We start from the raw sequence: 24,767 nt of genomic DNA, 5'->3' as shown, positions 1-24,767 counted from the left end.
ACCCGTATTTCGGTAACTTTGTAGCTTTTAAATGCATGGGTTTGTTGTACATGGATGAAGTGAAAAAGGCGCTGAAATGCTTAGATTTAATCGCGAAGTTAGTGCATTTCAACTCTTCTTACGAGTCCGAACTACTCGCGCACAAGGCTTACCTAAACGCTTTAACAAGCTTGTTAAACACTGCGCTAGAAGACTTTGTAGATGCACCCTCTTCCTTTTCTGACCTGTATACCATGCACCTTAATATTAACGCCAAACAATTACGGGATTTCTGCACCTACGTCCCAAGCAAACCTCAAGTCCAGGCTTTGTTTTCAATGTTATTGCCTGAAAATGAACACCCTATAATAAAAACGAACCTTTTCCTTTTGCTTAATATTGAGACGCACCAAACACAAGTTGGCGCATACAAACATAAGTTGGCGCGAAAAAATCAGCATTATATTTATGAAAAAATTGACGGCTTTTTAACTAGTTTGCATGCCCAATCAGACATGCTATACGCTCATATCTCTAGGGTGTGTCTAAGTTCGTGTTATTACTTTTTAAGTTTATCTAACAAGCCAACGATCACCTTTAGCGATGCCTATAAGGCACTGTTCCAATCCGCAGAAGCTCTGCCTGTAGGTACTCGGCATGAATCAGACTTTCCTAAGTTGACCGAGCTAGTTAAAAGCTCAGTAATAACCCGCAATAGTTGCCGCCTCAGCAGAGAAGCATTAAGGGAGCTCATTCAATTACTAAGCCAAAGCGAAAAGAAATATACGACTATAAGCGCCATTGAAGAACACTTCGATGCCGAAATGCAAGCCATTTGCAGCGCGCTAGGCGTGACCACTGAAACCATAGAAAAATGGCAACAATCTAAGGTTCATGATGAAAACCTTGATGAAGCATACTTATCACTAGCTTCGGTTTATATTAGTGTTTTAAAACGAAAAGATTTCTTACAGCTTTGGAATGATGTGCAAATTGATGTAAGCAGTTTGTACGGCGATTCTGTATTGATGGACAATAGTCAGCAGCTCATCAATGCACTGTGCGATGTTAGTGATATCTACCATTTTAAAAGCGCGCCAAACACAAGCTTATTAAATCCCAAAAACGCGGAATACCCGGGTTATTCTTCAAGCTTAAAATCCTATCTTTCGCCGCTACAAACACACCTTAGCAAAAGCTATCAAGACAAGATCCGACGCTTAATTGGTTCTGATGAACTAATTAAGCCTCATGTGTTGGTGTTTAATAAAGACAAACAAGCCACAATAATCGGGCAAAACCCTCGGACTCAAAAGGCTGAAGATAAGCGCTTTTGGTTTGAACAGTCATTACACGAGTATTTGGCCAAGACCGAATTCACGGGGCTTGATAACTCCAAGGTGCTGTCAATTATTTTTGCTAAGGCAGGCAGAATTTATGACCCTTATTGGCATCAATTTTTAGCGGACTTATTACGAGGTGAACATGCAGTATGCTGCGGCATTAGCCGTGATATGTTAGCCAACAAGATTATTGACCGTAGTGAATGGCAAACACTAAGAGACTTATACCTAACCCAGAGTAAGCCACTATGAATACAACACCACCGGCTGATGGCAATTTAGCGATAGACAATATTATTCGCAACGATTCTGGCGTACTTTTGATACGCCCCGAAATCATCCTTTGCGCAAACGACATCGCCCCTTTTTGGAGTGTACAAGAAGCCTATAAATATATTCTAATAGACCGCGGTGAATTACTGCATCATATAAATATTTATTCCAGCACCTGTTTTCACGTCGTTTTTCTTGATGATGGCTTTAGTGACAATGATCTGTGCCATGTGTCAAAACTGTTGGCGAACTACTCAATATTACCTTTTACTAACGACGCACAAAAAGTAGTTGCCCAAAAAGCCCTCAACCAAGCTTGTTCAGCCATCGCAATTGCGGCGTGCACGGCAACTCAAAATGCTTGGCAATTATGTGATGCTCTGAACATTCAAAGCGACTATCTCGCGAGTTTATACGAGCACGTAAAAGAATTAATAGGCCCAGACAACGAAAACCTGAACTCCCTAAGCGACCGCTTAATTCAAAATGAGCAAGCACCCGACGTTAATATTGAGCTTGTGCTTTTTAACAAGCTTCTTATTTCAAGCGCCAAAACAACGGCTGTAGAAGCCGCTACAGCAGACGATAATTCACTGACCTTACGCTTCCGTAAACAAGGTGAATTCCAGTGGGATAAGACGAGTGTTCCCTTGTCTGAACTAATTTCAGCCTTATCTACTGCGCTTAAAGAAACGCAAGCGCTAGCGGTATCTCGCGAAAAATTTCAAAGCGTAAATTATTGTATTGAACTGCTATCAAAAACACTAAATCGCAACAATCACTCACAGATGCAAAAAGCAGCGCTTTTGTTATTAGGTGTTTACTTAGTAAAACAAAATCTGCGCATCGTTGCGTCACTTGAGTCTTGGTCACAAGCCTATCAATTGAATCAAAAGGGCATTGTGTTTGCTAGCGATGAAGCACTTGCTTTATTAAACAATGAATATATGCGTGAAGCGCTCTTTTATTTTCATGTTTACAGTGCCAAAACCCGCTTACATAAAGATGTACTATCAAACAATATTAGCTACCCCTATCATTATTTGAAGCACTTAAACCATGCGCAAACCTACAATCAACAAAGCCAGTGTGTTGTGCTAAAAGAACGCGCATTTTTACTCTCTCAAACAGGTTTTAACTATCTTGCTAAGTATCCCATTGCACAACTAAAAAGCAGCTTACAAACGGACGATCCAGATTTCATGTCATGGCAAGTATTTTGTGAGTTAGCTCACATTGCATTAACTGCCCAAAGCAAAGATGATTACTACGACGAGCTTAGCCACATTGATACTATTGGGATAAAAAACGATAGCGACTATATAAATTTTTTATATGCTTATTTTGGTCCTGCCAGCTTTGATTTCTTTGATCAAAAAGCAAGCGCGATAATGGCGCTTATGCCGCCACCGGTAGCCGAACGTGAAACAATACAATGGCAAGACGGAATGGCTGCTAGCAGTGCCTCTCAAGAATATAAAAGCTTTCCACACCAACGATTTGCCGCCACGTTTACCTATGAAGGTGGAAGTACTGCGGTTAAAGAAATTACGCTTCGCTTTATACCATTTAAAGACAGCTACACTTACGCCTCGGTTTCATTTTCAGACAAAAGTACAAATGCGACCTTACCCTTTTCTGGCAAATTTGACTCTACGCAATTAATGCAAAGTAAAGAGGTGCTGATGCAAAACAATAACATTCGACGCTACGTACTTGCTGCCTCCATCGACCGTGCAAAGCTTTCAATTGATATCGAAATAAACAAGGACTAAAGATGCCCTCAAAATTCAAAATTGCGTTTCCCATTGTAGGAACTCAAACACAAAACGTCCCCGTGGGCCATTGCACAGTGACCTCAATGAAGGCAGCTAGTAAAAAAACCACCAGTTATATTAGCGTTTCAGCAGAAAACGAGCAGCTCATTCCTCACTTTGAAATGGACGTACTTAAGCCCTTTCATTCGCTCTATACTCATTATGAACAAAACGACCGCATCCTATGTTTTACCTTCTCTAAGGGGGTAGCAATTTCACCAGATGGCAAAAGCAGTGGCTTATGCGCCAACATAGCGCAAAGTGCAAACCTAAATGCCACACAAGATTTGGATGATAGCCTATTGGCATTTTTTACGGGAACGGTCTCAGGTGAGCCTCTAGTTACTGCAGAGAAAGGGCACGAACTTGATATGCTGTTGAAAAAAGTCATTTATGCAGCACACTTGAATGTCCCCATATTTATGTGTAGCCAAGATGCCGATGCAATAACGCGTTATTTAGCAAAAATGGTCAGCAATTCAACAAGTAGTGAAGCCCAATATGAAGCAGCAATTCAAGCAGAAGTTGAAATAGAAGACAAAACAAAAAGTCTACATTTTGTAACTAGCGAAAGTGAATCCAACCATCTTACACCATTGCAAATAAAACGTGTGATCGCTAAATTGAAAACAAACAGTAACGCAATCAAAGCGACTAACAGTGATGAAGTGACACAAGGTTTTGCAATATATAAGCTTCCTTATGACATTTTTGGTTCTGATGCCAATTTGAAACGACAAACTTCGTTTACCAATATGGGCTTGATCGGATTTGATGAAGACGAAGATGGGGACAATAACGATAGCTTTAAAACCTTGTATGAAAAAATTGTCCCCTTAACGGTGAAAAATGCAGATATTCCCCCTAAAATTTGGGAAGCTGCCAGAAACGACTTTTTACAAGAACAACAAAAGCGCACCTTGCGACGCGGCAAAGATTCTTTGGTCGATAAACTGCTAATAGAAGATGAATATTCTGAGATTTTGCACCCAAGTAAAAAGGACTCCCTATACAAACATATTGTGATTTCAGGACCCACCGGATCAGGGAAAACCGAAATCGCCACTGCCATCATGCTGCAAAGGTTATTAAACGATGCAAACAGTGGCAAAGGACTTTACATCGGGCCATTAAAAGCACTTGTTGAACAACAAGGCAATGCAATGAACAAGGCATATGGCAAGCTATTACAAACCTTTACTGGGCAATCAGAAAAAGACCCGGTCATTGTATCAACCGGAGACCAAAACAATAACGACCCTAGGATACGAGAAAACTTAGATGACTATGCCGTTTCGAGTGTAATTACCGAAAAAGCGAACATTTTTGCTCTCACAGAGCCGAGCTACCTTGCCTCTTTGCGGGTCGTTATCATTGATGAAATTCATATAATTTTTCATAAAACCCGGGTCGCGCTAGAGCTATTTATCAGTAAATTAAGATATGAAGCACAAAGTCGCTTGGACGATCCTGACTCATCTCCTTTAACACTCATTATTGTGACGACCGAATCGACAAACTTTGCCAACGTATTTAAATACAGACAACAAAAATATAGCCCTTTTGTGTTGCACTCTAATATACGCCCAGTAAACGCAGATCACTATTTACTGTTAATGGATAACACACCAATAACAGAAGATAAATTTAAAGCTAACCGTATTGAACTTGCGAATATGAGCAGTGACGTACAGCGAAAGCAATCAATTGAAAACTTCACAAGCGAAGTTATTAGCAACATTGAGAACTTGGCCAATACGTTTCATAACAACAGCGCCGATGGCATAAGGTTTAATGCCTATTTAAACCAAATTGTGAAAAGTTATGTGGGTAAAAACCAGAGTAGCCCAGCGTCTTTACTGATTTGTACAAGTAGTATTGAGAATGGTTGGAATTTAGGCTTAACCCTCGATAGCCGAGCCGACACTGACGGTGAACTAGGTACAGAAAAACTCATTAGCTATAAGCATCAATTCAAGAATATACTGAAAGAAACCGATGTTTCGCAATCCAAACGCCAAGTGCTTGAGGAATGTATGGCGAAAGGGGTGTTTTTCCATAATTCCGAAACACCTTCAGCGATTAAGAACCTAGTACTCGATATCTTTTCTGACAATGACCTTGCGCAGCAACTAAAAGCGGCTGGCCAATCTATAATTTGTATCTCATCTGAATCGCTAGCTTATGGCTTGAATTTATCAACTGATTTATTTGTGTTAATGGATTATAAGTTTCCGCGAAGCTCAAGTCGCTTTGAAACAAGCTATGAAGTGTTAACTGCAAACGAATTTCATAATATTGCTGGCAGATGCGGCAGATTACTGGATGCTAAACAAAAGAAACAGCCCGCTGCTGAAGTATACCTATGCTTAAGTGCGAAAGACTGTTTTGCTAAGGAAAAAAACAGCAACAAAATGCATCTTCATGGCGATTTTAAATCATTTTTGTATGGTATGTATTGTGACATTCCTGAGAGTAGCTACGTTGGTTTAGCAGGGCAACTACCACCGCGTTTGCGAATAGCGGCAGAATTACAAAATGGAAAATCTAGAGTGTTTGATTTCCCAGCAATGCAAAACAAAAAAAGCAGCAAAAATAAACAAAGCACGAAATATAAACAGAGAGACTTGTTGTCTGATGTTTTAAGAGAAAACGTTGTTGACGACATCTTGGATTTGGAACAAGAAGACCAATTTAATTATACCGCTCAACTATTTGACGAAGAAGCCTTTAATAGAAACCTACACAGCTTTTTAGACGCAATCTGGTTTGCAAGTAACTTTGAAGAAGGTAAAGTTGAATTAAGCGCGGCGATAGACCGTTCGCTTAGCTATACTCTTTATGCCAATACTGACTATAAACCTAATAGTTTCAATACGATAAGGGATACTGAAGAGCAGTTTTCCAGTGCAAACTACAGAGCGGCGTTAATGCGAGTGGGCACCTCAGTGCTAGGTACAAAAACAACACAAGTGAGAACTCAAGAGCATTTACGTAATCAAGGTCAAGATGAGCGTATTTTTGGACTCAACTTGGTCGAAATAGAAACGACGTCCACCGGCTCGAGTTACAAGATCACAAAAGCAGGGCAAAGCTTGTTGGCAACCGGCACAAACTACAACACAGCTAAGTGTATTGAATTTTTTGTTAGACTTAACAGTGCCTTAACTCAGCATATTAAATCTATCCCGCTAACATTTATGTTACCTGCGTTGGTGTATCCCAACGAAGTGTGCATAAAAATGAAACCGCTGTTTAGCGAAATAAAGTTGTTTTCGGGCACAACTACAAATGATGTACTCGACTTTCAGGGTGCCAAAGAGCTGGTAGACGCCAATTATGAAGAACTCGAAAAGCAAATACGCATCGTTATTCACACAAGCCTAGTAGAAAACAATCAACACAATGCTAATACTAGTGACAGAATTAATGACGAACAAATAAGTCAGTTAACAGATCATTTTATTGCCGCAATCGGCTTTTCAATAGGCGATGAAGACGACAGTAAATATCTGCAAAAAGTGATTCCTAGCGAGACCTTCGAGAAACTGAAGTCACTGCTAACAATGGAGAATGGCTTTAAAGACCCTGGATTTGGTTTTTCTGACGACAAAGCACGTCTTTTAAAACTGAAAAAATCGGTTTTTTATCGCGCTATTTTGGTGTGTCACTATTGGTTGAGTGAAAAATCATTGTCAGATATCAATATTGTTAGCAGTAAAATCAACGATCAGTTTTTCAAACATATGCAGGAATCAAAGAAAGAGGCCTGTAAAAAGAAAATGGCGACGGTTAAAGAGTTTGTGCCTCATTCGAACACCCATAGCCAATTAATTTATAAAGCCAATAATTTAATCAACTATTTTGAGGGTCGCGTTGATGATGCTGAAAATGGTGGTGTGTATTCAGCTATTGGAAAACTGTCGTTTAACGCCGGCGAATTCGAGCGGCGCATGCGATTTGGCGCAAGCGAAGAAAACCTCCCAATCGCTACCGCATTAGAGGCCAAATGGTCGCGCTTGCATTTTGCTGGGAAAAACAGCCGCAACGGGCATGATGATTTTTTCTATATGTTTCCCAAACCACAAGAAAAAATTAACAACGTAGAGACCTATTGGTCAGATCTCAGAAATTATTTTGTAGACTCTTTTGAAACATTAAAACGCAATTTACTCATGAATATGAGCGATGAATTTGATCCTAAACGGGAGGTTCGCGAACTTTGGTCAAAGTACAGCGAAAGCCTTGATACCGCAAAAAACACGCTTAATACACCTGACGTGCAAGAATTCAGAGATAGAGTAAGTGCTAGCGACGGTAATAAGATACTTTTTCATGGGGAGGATGATAGCCAGCATAGTACTAAAATCATCAGCATTTATGCGTTTTTAGTACTCAAAGTGTTGACCAACCGCGCTTTGCAAGCAAACAACTTACAAGCCACTGAAGTTTATAAACAATGTATGTCGGGCGATAGCGACTCTGTAGTAACCGTTAAAAGCTTAATGAAACGCGATTGCTGGAACCGAGAGTCTTCCGTATTTTTGCAATTGAAAAAAGCCACCGATGCCTTTTTTGAACCCTTACCGAAAAGTTGGCGGAAGTAAACAAGCACTGCCCGTCCTTGGTGTTTTTAAAGGTGCTTGTCGCCTAAGTGTATCGTCATTTCTGCGGAGGCAGAAATCTCCTTGATACTACCTTTTTCATACCATAAATAAAGGATGCTTTTGGGAGATCTCAGCCTTCGCTGAGATGACGCAGGGGGGCTGAGATGACGCAGGGGCTTTTGGGGGATCTCAGCTTACTTTAATTATTACTAGCCACAGTATCGGCACTTATTAACTAGTGAGAACTGAAACACTTGGCAAGTCTTGCATGTAAAGGTTTCAGGGTTTTGATTGTCATTTAGGTAAAAACGATTAAATACTCTCATATTGACTTCCTATGCATTGATTGAATTGTTGCTGTTTTTGGTAGTACTAACAGTAGCGCCAATCAAAACACTAAAAAATCCACAGTTTGTCCCGCACGACTCCAGCCCAAAGCATCACGTTGTCGCTATAAACCCGTCAGTAAAGCAATAAAATTTACGCTTGATTTTTACACAATATGGAGTAAGTTAAATTAAGCCCTCCTAAAAAATTAAGGACGAAAAATGCCAAAAGGTTGGAAAGAAATATCTAATTCACTTAGCGAAGCGGTTGGCGATTTAGCCTCATTGTCGGTAGAGACCTACACGGGTGAACTAGAGGTCATTGTGAGCGAAGACAATAAAAGCTTAAAATGGGACTCGATGTTAGCAACAGCCCGCAGTGAAGACCAATCCGTCAAAGGTAAACTCAAACTTGCGCTAGCAACCCACGTTAAAATTGACGGCGATTCCATCAATTTCATTGCAGAAGAAGGCGTAACCACCGCCTTAATTGAAACCCATGCAAGCGCGGTTAAAAACGGGTCTGAGTTTCGCTCAAAAGTCATTGGTCTAGCGCTGGGAAAGTTAAGCTCTTAGCCAAACCCATATTGCCTGAGGAGATGGTAAGGCGATGGAAGTCAGTGAACTTGCAGATATGCCTACAGGATTTGATCAACTGGAAGGCTTTGAGGCCATTCTGGGTAAAGTGGAACGTTCGGGTAAAATAGTATCTGTCCCCACCAGCAAAGCAAACTTTAAAGAGCTGAGCAAAGACAAAGATCTTTATAAGTACGTTTGGGAGCGCTTATACCAACTTGGTTATTTATCAAAGTCTAGGCCAAGCTCGCGACTTCGCCGAAACCGAAGAACCCAGCGTTTTGTTTACGACGGGCCTAAATTAACGGCGGCCTTAAAACAGTTTCAGCATGACGCCAATATCATCAACGATGGTTGGCTGGGCTTACAAACTTGGACGGCATTACAACAACTTTATACCTTCGACGATGCAAACGACCTAAACGATTGGTTATCGATAAACCGCCGCCCAGCCCTCAACAAAAGCATTGAGTTGAGGTTGCGCGTACTAGGCATTGTTGATGATAGAAAGCCCAAAGTACGAGCCTATGGAGTCAATCGTGTTTCTGGTTTGGCGCTGTGGGAATCTTTTTTACACTACCTTGGCGTGCTGCCAGAACAAGCTGATGAGTTCACAGTATTAAGCTATCTCTATGATTTAGATAAGCTCACGCCCTTGATGCACAATAATTACCAGAAAATAAAAGACTCTCACTTTGCATTCAAACATAAACTGCTAAAGAAAATACTCATCATTGAACTTTGGTTGCACGGCTTTGAAAATATTAATCCTAATATGGAGGTTGAGGAGAATGTCTTTAAAACCTCGGCCACCGACAAGGTCTCTCAAGCTGCCCAAAAGCTCTGCGAAATAGAAGGCTTAGTAGATGAAACTTTAGAACAAGCGACTGATTTAGATGCAGTTTGCCTGCAGTACTTTGCGAAAACCAGTTTAAACGATACAAGCGCAGTGGAGTCTGAAAAAGTCGCCAATGCAATTGCGGAAATATCAGAAAACGAAGATTATGCACAACAACTCTCAGCGAAAGTAAGTGAGAAGCAATGGGGAGCATGGTTATTTGATGGATTAAAGCGTGCGTTTCGATGGGTTTATAAGCAGCTACAAAAGGCCACCGCATGGATAAGCGAAAAGATTGAAGCCTTAGCTATCGCAATTAAAAAACTTTCCCTACCTGCGGTGAGTTTTTATCGCCGCACAGTGAAAATCCTTGGTGATGGAATATCCGTATTTACCAACAAGCTATTTGCGGGCTCTACTTCGCAATACGCTATTTATCGTGACATTGATTTCGACTTTAAAGTATTTATTGCCGAATCGGCCGACCCACAAGAAGTATCATTCTTTCTAAATGCTTTTAACGCCATTTGGCAGCAAGTATATAAAACTATGGCAATCGCCTTAATCCTTATGCAGATTATAAAAGAGGCCCTAGCGCTCGCCTCTACTTCATTAATTGGCTTGCCATTTATTCTCGCTAGATTGTATAAGTTTACTCGTTCTTCAGACTATCGATTTATACAAGAATCTTTTGCAGCTCAAACTTAACAGATACTTTGTTTCATTCCCGAAGGGAAAATTGTTATGCTTGAGCACAATCAACTATCCAGTAGCTTTTAATGCTCGATTTATTTACCTATAGCCTTAGTTATCAAGAACTTACTTTATTGTTGTTTGCCGCATTTTTAATTGGCATGGCAAAGACTGGTGTGCACGGTGTGGGAATGCTCACCGTGCCTATAATGGCCCTGATATTTGGTGGCAAAATCTCTTCAGGCCTTGTCTTACCCATGCTGATAATGGCCGATTTGTTTGCGGTTAAATATTATCACCGCCATGCCAATTGGCGTTTTTTGATTAAGCTGTTACCGTCTGCAATGGTAGGCGTATTTATAGCGACCTTTATTGGCAATGCAATTGACGACACCTTATTCACGCAAATTATGGCAATCATCATATTTGTTAGCCTGGGGATCATGATATGGATGGAATCGGCCAATAAAGAAAAGGTCCCAGATTTTTTGTGGTTTGCCATTTTGATGGGGACCTTGGGAGGGATCACGACGATGATCGGGAACCTTGCGGGCTCAGTAATGGCCCTATACCTGCTCAGTATGCGTTTACCTAAAAACGAGTACATTGGCACCGCTGCGTGGTTTTTTCTTATAATCAATGTGTTCAAGGTACCGTTTCATGTATGGAGCTGGGAAACCATCACGCTCGATTCTTTCTATTTGAACCTTGTGAGTTTACCGCTCATAGCGTTAGGCGCTTATGCGGGTATAAAGTTGGTTAAGCGCATACCTGAAAAACAATATAGGTGGTTAGTGATTGGCATGACAGGTGTCGCCGCATGTTTCATGCTTGTATAGTTATTGCTATATAGTCACCACCACTAATTAGCCCTCATTCAAGGCTAGCCTGACGAACACGACAGCGCAGCGTATTGCGGCTCTTTTTCTGCATACAAACTCATAAACGCGTCATCAATCTTTTCTTTTGGATGCGATTTTTGTGCAGCATCTAGTAAGTAAGCTTTCGCCTTTTCTTTGCTATAATCAGGATTACTTTGGTCATTATATATTTGAAATAAAAGGAAGCTAGCACCAGTAGCTCCTCTTTCGTGAGCTTGTGTTAAGTATGTTGTGGCAAGGCTAATGTCTTCATTTTGCCCTAGTCCTTTCGCAAGCAAGCGACCATAGTTATACATGGCATATTCATTACCGCTGTCAGCAGCGAGTTTAAAGTAGCTAAGTGCATTTTCATAATCGACTTTATTGCCAACTTTTGCTTGTTCGTAATAAATCCCTAGGTAGTTTTCTGCGCATGAACTAAATTCCGATGCTTTTTTAAAATGTGCAAACGCTTTCTCATTTACACCTTCAGGATTCCAGTCTTCATGGTCATACAACAAAGCGAGTTCGTAATGTGCATCTCGGTCACCTAATTCTATGGCTTCGAGCAAATAAGCCTCAGCTTTTTCATGTTCTTCAGGGTCAGAGCCATTATTTGCGTGAACAAAGGCTTGCATACGTTTATACAATGCCTGTTTAGACTTATCCTTGCTTTGCGCTAGGGGACTTTGCGCTACAAAGTCCTGCATTTTAGCCAGATTATCTTCAATGCTTTTGTCTTTTTTGTACACTCTCAGAAGATCTAAATTTACATCATCATCGCCCTCTTCAATCGATGTTTTGTACCATTTAATTGCTTCTTGGTAGCCTAAACTATTTGCATAAAACTCATGGTAGTTACCAATGTAGTATGGCGCCGATTCGTTACCTAACTCCCATGCTTTATGAAAATATTCTTGTGCTTTTTTTAAATCCAATGGAAGGCCTAATTGCCCCCTTCGATATGCATTGCCCAAATCTTGAGCGGCCCAGCTTTGCCCCTCTTCGGCGGCTTCTTCATACAGATTAAGTGCTTCCTCAAACGAAGACTGAATTGGAATGCCCCTTTTATCGAGTTCAGCTTGTTCCGTCCTATACAACAACGCTAAACGATAAGAAGCGAACATATTCCCGTTTTCTCGTGACGTTTGAAGATACTCAATTGCTTTTGACGGGTCACGTTGTTTAAAATCATCACGCAGATGCAGTAAGGCAAGTTGAGCGTTAGCTAATTCATAATCTTGGTTTAGCGCTTTAGTTAAATATTCAAAAGCTGTGGCGTAGTCGGGTTTCTCTTTATCATGCAAATTGATAACTCCCACTCGATACATTCCGTATGATGAACCCTTTGCTGCTAATTCTTTGTAATATCTTTCAGCTTTTTGCAAATCTGGGTGCCCATTGCTTTCAAAGTAATAAAAGTTGCCTAAATTTGTTAGGCTTGAGTCCAACTTTCCATCGGTTTGTTTATACGCTAGTAAAAAAAGCGCCTCTGCTCGTTTAAGGTCTTGTTTGTCAGGATCATCTTGAAATATTCTACCTAGATTATTGCTAGCAATGCCCACTCCATAGTTACTGGCCTCGGTATAAAGCTCAATCGCTTTTTTCTTATCAATCTCGGTGCCGACACCGCTATTATATAAATAGGCCAATGAATACCTAGCCCAACCATTATTTTTAAATGCGTCTGCTTCTAATTCTTCAAAGGCCTTTGTTGCCCAAAATGTCGCCGCCTTGATGCTTTGTTCTGTACCCCAGCCGCGAAAACTCAGTTTAGCGAGCGCTGCCATGGCCAAAGGGTTATCTTTCGATGCCGCCTCCAAGTACTTTTGGTAGGCTTTGTCATTGTCGTTTTCATAAAAATAAGCTTGCTGGGCTTCAACAAATTGGGGCTGATTAACAAAATCTATGGTGGCTGGATCATCAGTTTTGTTATTTAGAACAATTAATACGGTGCTAATTGCGGCAATAACGGTAATAGCGCAAACAAATAGAAACAACTTATTCCAAAAGCGTGACTTGCTTTCCATGCCAGCAATAATTAAATCGTATTTTTGTTGACGCGTGAGGGTGTCGGACGAAACGTGGTATTTATTTAGAGCGTGTTCAACCAAACGCGCTTTATGGTCGTCATTAGCGCTTTCTATTAATTGTTTTTCTCTATTTATCGCGTGCTTTGTTAAAGCTAAAATCGCAGCAATCGCGAACGCCGCTAAGCTAAAACCACCGACCACCATGTCTATGTGCTGAAACATTTCTTAGCTCCTTGATTAGTTTAGTAAATATGGTTTAAAACTAAACAAAAATCAAGTGCTGTTAGCATTGCGTTCAATGTACTGTTGCTGTCATCTAAGCGATTGTGAGCATTTTTGGCATACACATATTTATAATCTATTTGATTTTTAGCGTCGACTACTGGTCTTCTGGCAACTGAAAGGTAAACGTCGCCCCCGCCGTTTTATTGTTTTCGACTGTCAATTGCCCGCCCATTCTTTTGCATGCTGCATTACAAATTGCCAAGCCAAGTCCTAAGCCACCGGTGTGGCGGCTTCGGCTTGCATCTACGCGATAAAATGGGATGAGGATTTTATCGATATGTTCGTTAGGGATGCCATTTCCGTCATCACTAACAGAGAATATTATCTGGCCCTTGGCTGACTTTAGCGCCACTGTTATTTGACTTTTGCCATGGATAGCAGCGTTGTTGAGTAGATTATCAACCAGTAAACGCAAATACACAGGATCAGTATTAAGCATTAATGAAGAATCGAGCTCCAACACAAGGTCCAGCTTGCGATCACATTCGGTCGCTTTCACTCTTGATTCAATAAAAGTGCTAAAGTTAATGTTGCGATGGGAAGACAATACAGCGTCAGGATTTGTTGAATTTAACTTCGAAAAAGTAACAGTTTGGTTAATCAGCATATTGATGTCACCAATATAAGTATTGATATTATCAAGTAGCTCAAGTTGCTGCGAATTATCATTATTTTGACTCAATAGGCCCACCGCAAGCTGAATCCGACTCAATGGCGTGCGAGCCTCATGAGGAATTGCCTGAGCGAACACTTGGTTTTCGTTGACCGTATCGGTGATTGAATTTGCCATCGAATTAAAACTATTTGCCAATTCGTCAATGGGCTTTGAAAACTCGTTGCTTGCTCTTGCACTCATGTCGCCAGCACCAAATTGGTGTTGTACTTTAATTAAGCTCTCTATCTGATTTTTAATTACCCTTACCGGAAAGTAAATGGCAATAGCGATAGTCACAAAAACAATCAATAATTGAGATAGATCTTCAAACTCGTGAAAAGAGATATTGCTTAATAAACCTTCTTCCTTAGCCTTTTCGAGCTCTGCAAAATTAAATACGTTTGTCTCGAAAATCACAAACCAAGCTTCAACATTTGCTAATTTATATACCGCAAACCACTGATTTAGGTCGTTTCGATAAACTTCTACATCACCTGAATTAGCAACCCATTCGCATACATCGCAGGGCGGCCCTTCTTCAAAGATTACCTTCCAAGATATTAGATAGCCGTCAACTTTGTGAACTTCGTCAGTTAACTCCTCTAAGGGTGCAGTAGGCACAAACTTTTTCTCTTTTATTAGGTCAGCATAAATATTGTCAGTAAACATGACATATTCATCAATAGCCCCTTGTACATGTATCTTTTCAATAAAATAAACAGATAATGAGCCACTAAACACCATGGCGATGGCAATAGTGAGATAGAGCCGGGTAAAGAGTGAAAGCGAGGACAGTTTAGCCATTGATTAACATATACCCTTTGTTTCTTACCGTGACTATAAATTCGTGCGGTGTTTTATCGTCTTTCATTTTTTTACGAAGGCCACTAATGCGCATATCAATTGAGCGGTTGTTAAAGTCATAATCAATACCTCGCAATGCATGGCAACAATCATCTCTTGAGACGGGTTCGCCCATATTGTTTTTCAACAAAACGAGCATTTCAAACTCAGCATGGCTGAGGTTTAAGGTAACACCATCTAAAGTCACTTTTTGACTGCAAACATCAATATTTAAGCGGCTGCGTTCAGTTAGCATTTGCTTGCTTTTTAACGCTTGTACCCGGCGGAAAAGTGCATCAATTCGGGCCACTAATATATGCGGTTTTAACGGTTTAGTCAGAAAATCATCAGCCCCTAATTTAAGCAAACTAATTTCGCTGACATCATCGTCACAAGCCGTTAACACTAAAATAGGCCCGTCATAAAAGGTTCGCGCCTGTTTGCAAATTTCAACTCCAGAAACATGTGGCAGTAGCAAATCTAAAACAATAACGTCGGGCTGATACTCTTCAATTGCTGGTAAAGCTAATGCACCATCTACAATAATTTTTGTATCAAAGCCTTCTGCATCCAAATACATAGCTGTTAAACGTGAAATTTCGGCATCATCTTCAACGATGAGGACTTTTGTTTTTTGCATTCCATTCCTTTCGTTTTGACTTTTTATTAATAGGCCCAGTACGAGCGCAAAACTTACTGTTAAGTATACTTGACATTTAGAGCTTCGCTAGTGACCTAATTAGCTTACATAAAAACAGTCAACAGCTAGTTTTCATTTCTTCGAGGCGGTACATATAGAACGGCATCGCCAATCTTTAGTTGTTTAAATTGTGGTTCTTGCACCTCAATTAAGAGTGTTGATGGGTCAACAAAGAACCGTTCAATATCAAGACTATCTTTTGCGGTTAAAAGTGTTGCGTTGTGTTTTTGCCATTTATCGTTTTCAAAGGTCCATATAAACTCGTTAGCACCATAGGGTAAATCAAGCAAGGCAATATAGTCGTTGGTGTTATCATCGTTAAGGTCAACTTGAATGAAAACAACATCTTGGCCTTCATAGCGCTCATTAAACGTAGCTTCCACTATCTCAATAGGGATATCTATATTTGCGGGTAGCGTTTTGTATGATTTCTTATATTCAATGTCTTCTTCTGTTTTGTCGAAATTTCTCGAATAACTATAGTTTATAAAAATGCCTTCTAATCGCTTGTCGTAACTTATGTCTAGCGCAAGCATGCTATCTCTAATATCCATGAGCGCGTTGTAACCCGAGGCTCCCAAATTGTTTTTAAAAAACCGCATATCGTCATCTGATACAGGCTCAGACATATCAAGGCGGGCCATTTGGCTATGTGTAGACCATACTTGCATACTCAACAACGGGGTATTAAGCAATATGCAAACAATCACCACCGCAATGCCTAATATCACGTTAATTTTATTCTTAATTAAAAACCAATTGCTACGGGCTTTTACAATCGCGACAAGATAACTAAAACTAAATGCGCTAATGAGTAGGTTAACCAACATGCCAAAGCCGCGCGAAGGTGTTAAGCCGTATTGGTCAATGCGTAACCACAAGCCATAACTAGCAAGTAAAGAATAAATGGGCAAAAACGCTATGCTGACGAGTATTAAGTTGTGCAACCATGGCTTATAGGGCGTGTCTTTTTGTGTGCCCATGTAAACGGTATTGACAAAAAACAAGGCTAAGGCTTGTAGCCAAAGAATGAGCACCGAACCCGGTCCATCGTCCCATAAAGTACCAATACCCGTAAATATCATACTCAGCACAAAGCCAATAATGATGAGTGAAACAAGCGGTAGAGCAAACTTAATCAGACTTTGCAAAACCATTGCGATGGTGTCGGCCACTTTTTCACTAGATTGAAAGTAGTTTATGGCGAACGAAAAGCTTAGCGTAAAGATTGGAATGGTTATATAGGACTCGTCTAAGAGTTCGTCAAAAAGGGTTATTCCAATAATATTAAACAAGGATGCGCCCAAATATAAAATACCAAACAACAGCCAGGTAAAAATCCAAGCTTCAGCACCAACGATAAAGGTACGCCAAGAATGCTGATACAAATGAGCAAAGGTATATGCCTTTTTTGCAACAAAAAGCTGCCCATAAATAACCGCTTTAAAAGCAATAATAAGACTCGCGAGGATGAATACAGCGCTAATGCTCCACGTTGACAACTTATCAATAGGCTTAGATTGAAGGCCTGCATAAAAGCCACACAAGGCGATGACCAGGGCGACCCCTGCAGCAATATACAAAGTATGACTAGGCTTGGCGTTTCTTCGAACAAAAAGTAAAATAAGCGGAAAAGCAATGGCAAAGCCAGCTATAGCATTTAAGTACTCTGGGTATTGAGCAAAGTCCCTGCTTTCTTCAACCGTAATATATAAAAAATATAAAACAACTGCTTGCGCAAGGGCTAGCGTAGCGGTGACCCAAGGCGTCTCTAGAATATTATTTGCTGTTTGCATGACGATTCCTTTCATAAGAGTAATGCAGTTTACTTAAGCCCCGTCCTTCTTGCGAAGACAAGATTCTTCCCAATATACCCCACTATGTACATAATACTAAAGGATGTTTTGGGAGATATTTGCCTACGCAAATAAGACGCGACGCTTTATAGCGCTCGAAGTAGCACTTTTCATAGTAATTAGCCGTTAATAAAGACGAAGTCCAAAAGGGCTTAACTAGAACATGTTAAAATTGGCATTACTCAAGCAAGCATTGTATGCATGCAAAGAAGCAGATATTCTGCATACTTAATGATGAATTATTGAGGAATCGAATATGGATATTACCAGCATAGTAATTATCGCACTTTGCGTGCTGTTTGCCCTTTACATAGTGTCAATTTATAACAAGTTAGTGGCCCTTAAAAATCAGCTTAAAAATGGGTTTGCACAAATAGAAGTACAATTAAAACGCCGCTACGACCTTATTCCCAATTTGGTCGAAACGGCAAAAGCCTACATGAGCCACGAGAAAGAAACCTTAGAAAACGTCATTGCTGCGCGCAACCAAGCATCGCAGGGCCTTTCTAAAGCAGCGAGTTCACCAGGCAATGCCAATGCAATGCAAGAATTAATAGGCGCTGAAGCCATGCTGGGCTCTGCCATGGGCAAGCTCAATGTAGTGATGGAGGCCTATCCTGATTTAAAAGCCAACCAAAACATGATGCAGGTCTCTGAAGAGCTCACCTCGACAGAAAATAAAGTCAGTTTTGCTCGCCAGGCTTATAACGACCAAGTGTATGCCTATAACACCTATAAACAGAGTTTTCCGCAAACCATTTTTGCCAATCCTTTTGGTCACGCTGAAGATGCAAGTTTACTAGAGTTTGCCGACAGCGCAGCTATACAAGACGCGCCCAAGGTATCTTTTTAAGGATCAAGTTTGTCGCATTGCTTAGTGTGAAAAAGCGCAACAATTGCGCATTCATCACCTTAGTTTAAACGATGCATATTTAAAGGAGTTTAAATAGATGAACTTTTTCCAATCACAAGCTAAAGCCCGCTCGCAAACAAAGCGCCTTATACTGCTGTTTGTGATGGCTGTGCTTAGTCTTGTTGTATTAACAAACATACTGGTAATGGGCCTTTTGGGGTATTTAGGTCTAGAAGACCAGCCCCTTACTTGGGACTACATAAAGCAGCAGTTCAATTGGTCTACATTCTTATTGATAGGCTTAGGCGTTATTGTTTTTGTGAGCCTTGGTAGTATTTATAAATTAATGAGTTTGCGCCAAGGCGGCAGAGTGGTGGCTGAAGCACTTGGCGGTACACTTATTCGTCAAGGGACTGACAATTTGCAGCACCGCGTGTTACTTAATGTGGTTGAAGAAATGGCGATTGCATCTGGTACGCCCGTGCCTTTGGTGTTTGTATTGAAAGATGAAGCCGCAATTAACGCATTTGCTGCCGGATTTTCAACCGACGATGCCGTCATTGGCGTTACACAAGGCGCCCTAGATTGCTTTAACCGCGAAGAATTACAAGGCGTAATTGCCCATGAATTTAGCCATATCGTAAACGGTGACATGCGCATTAATATGCGCTTAATGGGTATTTTGCACGGCATTATGCTGCTTGGTTTATTAGGATATTACATAATGCGAGTGTCGGGCTCTAGCCGCCGCTCCAAAAATGGCAATCAGTTAGTGTTTTTAGGCTTAGGCTTGATTGTGATTGGCTACGGCGGCATGTTTTTTGGAAACGCGATTAAAGCGTCGGTGTCACGCCAACGCGAGTATTTGGCCGATGCCAGCGCAGTGCAGTTTACGCGGGATAATCAAGGCATATCCAATGCCCTTAAAAAGATTGGCGGCTATCGACCTGGGTCTGTGTTAGAAACGCCTGAAGCACAGAGCATAAGCCATGCGTTTTTTTCTAATGCGCTGAGTAATAAAATTAATAGTTTGTTTTCAACGCATCCGCCGCTTGCAAAACGCATCAAGCAGATAGACCCTTCTTGGCAAGGCAAATTTGATAAAGTGAAGGTTAGCAATAAACCACCACTATTGGCCGAGCAAGACCCTAACAAAAGTAGCGTAAGTGCTTTTGCAGATTCAACAAGCGACTCACACAATACTAGCAACAGCTCCACACAAGATTTAATAGCGGGCGTTGGTCAAGTAAGCGGTTTACAAATTAAAATGGCTAAAGACTACCTAGCCGCCATTCCAAACAATATAAAACGTTTAGTACATAGCACACAAGGGGCCCAAGCCTTCATTTATGCCCTGCTACTAACTGAAACACCCGCCAACGAAGATGACAGCCACGCAAAGCAATGGCGTTATTTACAAAGCTATTTACCTGAAAACTTATTTGATTTAACCGAGCAAGCCTATTCAAGCGTTTGTAAGTTAGCAGTTCAGCACCGCCTCCCCCTAGTTGAAATGGCCTTGCCACAACTACGAGAAATGCCCGAGAGCCGTTATGAAAGCATGCTCGAACAAATGCGATTTTTAGTATTTAGTGACAATAAGCTCAGTATTTTTGAATGGGCCATTACCAATATAGTTGCTCAGTACTTGCATACTGAATTTACGAATGCCGACCACGACCAAGTGAAATATAAGAGCACCGGGGCCGTTCAACAGCACATTGAAGTGATTATTAGTGCACTGATATATGAGTTTTGCGAAGAACAACAACACGCAGGTATTGTCAGCAAAGCGAATGAAATTCTTGACTTAACTAGCCTCAGCCTGATCCCAGCAGATCAGGTAAGCATTGAAGATTTTTCAGTTGCCATGCAATTTTTAAGTAAGTTAGCTCCAGGGCCGAAAGAAAAAGTCTTACAACTTTGTATTTACGCGGTGACCCAGGACCAGCATTATAGCGCTCAAGAGCATGAGACAATTCGGGCGATAGCGGATTGTTTAGGGTGTCCTATGCCGCTTAGGGTTTGAGCTAGTCAAGCAGTGATCAGTTAGTTGTTTACACATAAAAACAGTAGGTCTTTTTAATTTCATCACGAGGAGTGAATAATGGAGCAAAGCACAATCGTTAAATGTCTGTCACGGGTTGAGCTATTTGATGGCATTAAAGAGCATGACATTAAACTTTTTGCTGAATTAGCTGAAGAATTATCCTTGCAAGCTGGGGATTATTTATTTCATGAAAACACCCCAATGGATGCCTTATATGTGATTGCAAAAGGCAGCGTTCAGTTGCTCGAGAGAAAAAGGGGGTTGATAAAAGCCTGACCGTCTTTTCGCGTTATGAGTTTTTAGGGGAGATGATTATAGTCACGCCCGAGAATGCACAGGGCTACTGCGCCAAAGCGCACAGCGATTCGCACTTATATAAAATTTCGCGTGACGACTTATTATCTTTACTTGAGACAAGAGGCGACTTAGCTTTAAAAATCTCATCGAAAGTGTCACAAATTGTGATTAGACGTATGGAGCATAGTAGTCGAAAGTATGAAAATGTGGCTAAGTTGTATCGCCCCAGCGGTGAACGCAAAGAAAAAGACTTACTTGGGTACAAAAACGTCCCTCAAACCGCCTACTATGGCATTCAAACCTTGCGTGCCCTTGAAAATTTCAACATTAGCGGTATCACACTAAACTTTTACCCTTACTTTATTGTGGGCTTTGCCAAAGTGAAAAAGGCAGCGGCACTGGCGAATGCTGAACTAGGTAATATTCCAGAAGAAGTCGCAAAGAGCATTGCCCAAGCTTGCGATGAAATCGCGCTAGGCATGCTACACAATCACTTTATTGTGGATATGATACAAGGCGGAGCGGGCACTTCAACAAACATGAATGCAAACGAAGTTATCGCCAACAGAGCCATTGAAATAATGGGGCACGAGCGTGGAGAGTATCAATATTGCCATCCTAACAACCATGTAAATTGCTCGCAGTCGACTAATGATGCCTACCCTACCGCGATTAAAGTTGCCCTGCTTGACGCCAATAAAGAGCTTAGCGAGTCAGTTAAAGTATTAATTGCACTTATTGACGACAAAGCACTCGCATTTGCCGACGTGTTAAAGATGGGCCGAACCCAGTTACAAGATGCAGTACCAATGACCGTAGGGCAAAGCTTTAAAGCATTTTCAAGCAGCTTACGCAACGAAGTAGAGCGCTTACAGATTTGCTCAATTCCTTTTTTAACCGTCAACATGGGCGGAACGGCGATAGGTACTGGCTTAAATGCAGATGCGAAATATCGAGAAAGAGTCATTCAGCACTTAAACAGAGTCACAGGCAACAGTATTGTGCTAGCAGATGATTTGATTGAAGCGACCCATGATACCGGTTCATTGGTGATGTATTCTTCAGCGCTTAAGCAGTTAGCCATCAAACTTTCTAAAATTTGTAATGATTTACGCTTGCTATCTTCAGGTCCCCGAGCAGGGCTAAACGAAATTAATTTACCGCCAATGCAACCTGGTTCCTCAATTATGCCAGGCAAAGTGAATCCGGTGATACCCGAAGTAGTCAATCAGATAGCCTACAAAGTGATTGGCAACGATCTCACGGTCACCTTAGGTGCAGAAGCTGGGCAATTAGAGCTGAACGTGATGGAGCCGGTCATGGTTGAGAGCCTATTTGAATCCATTGAAATATTAAAAAGCGGGATTGAAACACTAGGTTCTCGCTGTATTAAAGGTTTAAGCGTAAATGAAGATGTGTGCCAAGCCTACGTTAAAAATTCTATAGGGATTGTGACCGCGTTAAACCCATACTTAGGTTACGAAGTATGTACGGCGCTGGCAAAAGAAGCGCTAGAAACAAATAGTAGTGTTTATGATTTAGTGCTCAACAAAGACTTAATGACAAAAGCAGAACTAGATGATGCTCTAGCGCCTGAAAACATGGTGGGCTAGTTTTTTTGTTTTGGTGCTGATTTCTTAAATGGATCTGAGTAAATCGGTGTCGGGTATTTGGCTTGTTCGCGTTACGAGACGAAACCGAAGAACGCGCATTCACAAAAGCTAATTATGTATCGGATGACGATTTAGTACTTTTTAAGTTGGAGATCCCGTTAAATAAATCAGGCACCATTCTTTCAGAGAAGCCTGCAAATATAGAAAACAAAAGTAAGTCATAAATATTGGTATTAGATATCATATTTATCACGGTTGAATTGGCTATTATGTAAATCATACCGCCTGCAATGCCACCTAAGACACACACAAAAAAGGCTTGCAGGAAAATATAAAAATCACCATTATCCTGCGGTATCTTAACTTCCCTATTTCGTTGCATTAACGAAAAAACAGCACCAATTAGCCCGCCACCGGCAGCGGCAAACACAACTTTATGATACCAATCGATAAAATTAAAAAGTGCTAACAGCCCAATACCCAAAACACATGCGCTAAGTAAGCAATATAAGATTAGCCTTAGTTTTGCTTGATTTGGTGTAAGAAGCGCTGCAATACGTTTTTTTACTGCACCGAACGATTGCTCAACATCCCCAGTGTTAATAGCCACATAAAGTGATGATGCCAAATGATTGATCAGACTGTTTTTACTAGATTCCAGTAGTTCCATAGGCAAGGATGACCGCAATGCCTCATATTCAGCCGTCGCATTTGAAAATATACCATCATCATCGTCGCCATCAAACTCCCAGTGGACTCGCTTATTATCGCATAAGAAAACAATGAGAATTTCTGACTTCCCGAATATGTGCTCAATTTTAAGGCCATTGTGGGTTGTGCAACCCACTGAATAATCTTTAATTTCTATAGGAACTTGAGGTTCTACTGGAAGATCATTTATTTCTTCTTGGTTGCCGTTCAATTTTAATTCCCTCTTAGATTAAACACGAAATAAATAGACCAATAGTAAAATTAGCTTTAGGTGCTGCCCGTTATGTTTAGTACAAATTTCAGACAAATGCAAGTGGCAACAGGTAACCAAACACTTATTACTTTTAGGTATGCCTTGTGCAATTTTTAATGTATGATTACTGCATAGTAATAAAGCAATGGTTACCTAATGAACCCGTTTAATTTTGATAAATTGGCAAAAGCCGATGCCTTCTGTGGCAGACAAGAAGAACTAAAAAAGTTTAACGAGATCGTGCTCAATAAAAACAATCTAGTGATGTTCGGTGAGCGCAGATACGGTAAATCGAGTTTGATTAAAAAAGCATTTGATGAATTTCCTGACACAGTGCTACCTGTGTATGTGGATATTTACCGAGCAGTTGACCAATTTGATGTGGCCATTGCCATTTATAACGCGGTTATAGATGCGCTACCATTTTCCTTAGAAGAAAAAATAAAGGCTATACCTAAACTATTTAGCCGCCTTAACGTGTCAATTTCCCCTTCAAGAAGCGGAGAGAGCTTGAGCTTTAAACCTCAGATAGAAGAGCGAACCTTTAAAGAAGTGATTGATGAAACATTCAGTGCCATAACCGCTGTGTGTCAAAAACAGGGTTTTTCGCATGCCGTCATTGCCATTGATGAATTTCAGCAAGTAACCAAAATAAATAGCGTAAAAATAGACGCTGTGCTCAGAGAAATATCCCAGAACAATGAACATGTGTGCTTTATTTTCTCGGGCTCAAAAAAGAACATGCTGCGCAAGCTGCTCAATGATAAATCAGCACCTTGGTATGGCATGACAACACCATTGAATGTGAAAGGTATTGAGCGAGATGCTTTCTTCAAGTATTGCAGCTCTCGATTAAATGACAAAATGCCAAAAGAGGCGTTTATGCATCTTTTTGACATATGCCATGGGCAAACAAGACTTATTCTTCAGATATGCGCCAGGTTGTATGCTGACCAGTTGGAGTCTGTAAGTGCAGATGATGTGGATAGGGTTTTAAGAGCGGTAATAGATGATTATGACGATGAGTATCGACATTTCTATATGAATCTACCGGCAAGGCAAAGAAACGCAGTTATGGCTGTAGGATTGTCTGAAGGCTCAAATATCTATAGTAATCAGATTTTAAAAGAATTACGCATAAACAAACAGACTCTGCTAAAAGCCCTAAATGCGCTAGAAGACGCTGAGGAGATAGTGAAAACTGGGGAGGGCTCGTACCGTTTTTATGAGTTAATATTAGGTCTCTGGGTTAAGCATGTGCTGATTCAGTAGAAAAAATATGATCAAGAAAGGGTGGGCCGAAACA

General features: G+C 40.8%; 16 protein-coding genes. 11 read left to right on the top strand and 5 right to left on the bottom strand.

Annotated features, from left to right (window positions below):
• Positions 1 to 50 precede the first annotated feature (50 nt).
• The 6 genes from AC0L6H_RS05390 to AC0L6H_RS05365 all read left to right on the top strand — a co-directional run bounded on the left by AC0L6H_RS05390 (position 51) and on the right by AC0L6H_RS05365 (position 11,291).
• Positions 51 to 1,574, top strand: coding sequence for a hypothetical protein (locus tag AC0L6H_RS05390; protein ID WP_473393037.1), 1,524 nt, complete (start codon positions 51 to 53; stop codon positions 1,572 to 1,574).
• The gene (locus AC0L6H_RS05385; RefSeq protein ID WP_473393036.1) at positions 1,571 to 3,370 is read left to right on the top strand and encodes a hypothetical protein; all 1,800 of its coding nucleotides are present in this window, start codon (positions 1,571 to 1,573) and stop codon (positions 3,368 to 3,370) included. Before AC0L6H_RS05390 ends, AC0L6H_RS05385 begins: the two co-directional genes overlap by 4 nt.
• A gap of 2 nt (positions 3,371 to 3,372) precedes the next feature.
• Positions 3,373 to 8,019, top strand: a complete 4,647-nt coding sequence (locus tag AC0L6H_RS05380; protein WP_473393035.1) for a DEAD/DEAH box helicase — start codon at positions 3,373 to 3,375, stop codon at positions 8,017 to 8,019.
• A gap of 548 nt (positions 8,020 to 8,567) precedes the next feature.
• Positions 8,568 to 8,921 (top strand): hypothetical protein, encoded by a 354-nt coding sequence (locus AC0L6H_RS05375; RefSeq protein WP_473393033.1) that lies wholly within the window; start codon positions 8,568 to 8,570, stop codon positions 8,919 to 8,921.
• 34 nt (positions 8,922 to 8,955) lie between these two features.
• Positions 8,956 to 10,467: a peptidoglycan-binding domain-containing protein gene (locus AC0L6H_RS05370; protein ID WP_473393032.1), complete on the top strand. Its 1,512-nt coding sequence runs from the start codon at positions 8,956 to 8,958 to the stop codon at positions 10,465 to 10,467.
• Between the two features lie 71 nt (positions 10,468 to 10,538).
• Positions 10,539 to 11,291 (top strand): sulfite exporter TauE/SafE family protein, encoded by a 753-nt coding sequence (locus tag AC0L6H_RS05365; RefSeq protein WP_473393031.1) that lies wholly within the window; start codon positions 10,539 to 10,541, stop codon positions 11,289 to 11,291.
• A gap of 44 nt (positions 11,292 to 11,335) precedes the next feature.
• Here AC0L6H_RS05365 and AC0L6H_RS05360 read toward each other — a convergent pair whose 3' ends face one another.
• From AC0L6H_RS05360 to AC0L6H_RS05345, 4 genes are all read right to left on the bottom strand, one after another.
• Positions 11,336 to 13,567, bottom strand: a complete 2,232-nt coding sequence (locus tag AC0L6H_RS05360; protein ID WP_473393030.1) for a tetratricopeptide repeat protein — start codon at positions 13,565 to 13,567, stop codon at positions 11,336 to 11,338.
• A gap of 157 nt (positions 13,568 to 13,724) precedes the next feature.
• Positions 13,725 to 15,089, bottom strand: coding sequence for a sensor histidine kinase (locus AC0L6H_RS05355; protein WP_473393029.1), 1,365 nt, complete (start codon positions 15,087 to 15,089; stop codon positions 13,725 to 13,727).
• Entirely contained in the window at positions 15,082 to 15,768 is a 687-nt protein-coding gene (locus AC0L6H_RS05350) for a response regulator transcription factor (RefSeq protein ID WP_473393028.1), read from the bottom strand. Before AC0L6H_RS05350 ends, AC0L6H_RS05355 begins: the two co-directional genes overlap by 8 nt.
• A 125-nt stretch (positions 15,769 to 15,893) precedes the next feature.
• The gene (locus AC0L6H_RS05345; RefSeq protein ID WP_473393027.1) at positions 15,894 to 17,624 is read right to left on the bottom strand and encodes a DUF4153 domain-containing protein; all 1,731 of its coding nucleotides are present in this window, start codon (positions 17,622 to 17,624) and stop codon (positions 15,894 to 15,896) included.
• A gap of 316 nt (positions 17,625 to 17,940) precedes the next feature.
• Here AC0L6H_RS05345 and AC0L6H_RS05340 point away from each other — a divergent pair, with 316 nt between their 5' ends.
• The 4 genes from AC0L6H_RS05340 to aspA all read left to right on the top strand — a co-directional run bounded on the left by AC0L6H_RS05340 (position 17,941) and on the right by aspA (position 22,497).
• A complete protein-coding gene (locus AC0L6H_RS05340; RefSeq protein ID WP_473393026.1) occupies positions 17,941 to 18,537 on the top strand; it encodes a LemA family protein in 597 nt (198 codons plus the stop codon).
• 97 nt (positions 18,538 to 18,634) lie between these two features.
• Complete coding sequence (locus AC0L6H_RS05335; RefSeq protein WP_473393024.1) at positions 18,635 to 20,566, top strand: M48 family metallopeptidase; 1,932 nt, start codon at positions 18,635 to 18,637, stop codon at positions 20,564 to 20,566.
• Positions 20,567 to 20,644: 78 nt separating this feature from the next.
• Positions 20,645 to 20,863 carry a cyclic nucleotide-binding domain-containing protein gene (locus tag AC0L6H_RS05330; protein ID WP_473393023.1) on the top strand — a complete coding sequence of 73 codons (219 nt, stop codon included), beginning with the start codon at positions 20,645 to 20,647 and terminating at the stop codon, positions 20,861 to 20,863.
• A gap of 197 nt (positions 20,864 to 21,060) precedes the next feature.
• Complete coding sequence (gene aspA, locus AC0L6H_RS05325) at positions 21,061 to 22,497, top strand: aspartate ammonia-lyase (protein ID WP_473394467.1); 1,437 nt, start codon at positions 21,061 to 21,063, stop codon at positions 22,495 to 22,497.
• Between the two features lie 112 nt (positions 22,498 to 22,609).
• On the opposite strand, the gene AC0L6H_RS05320 is transcribed toward aspA, so the two are convergent.
• Positions 22,610 to 23,419, bottom strand: a complete 810-nt coding sequence (locus AC0L6H_RS05320) for a hypothetical protein (RefSeq protein WP_473393022.1) — start codon at positions 23,417 to 23,419, stop codon at positions 22,610 to 22,612.
• A gap of 198 nt (positions 23,420 to 23,617) precedes the next feature.
• Between AC0L6H_RS05320 and AC0L6H_RS05315 the strand changes: the two genes are divergently transcribed.
• Positions 23,618 to 24,733 (top strand): AAA family ATPase, encoded by a 1,116-nt coding sequence (locus AC0L6H_RS05315; RefSeq protein ID WP_473393021.1) that lies wholly within the window; start codon positions 23,618 to 23,620, stop codon positions 24,731 to 24,733.
• Positions 24,734 to 24,767: the final 34 nt, after the last annotated feature.

This window comes from Glaciecola sp. G7-5 (assembly GCF_055808975.1).
The sequence above is the reverse complement of the archived record's forward strand: the minus strand, read 5'-3'. Positions and strand labels throughout refer to the sequence as shown.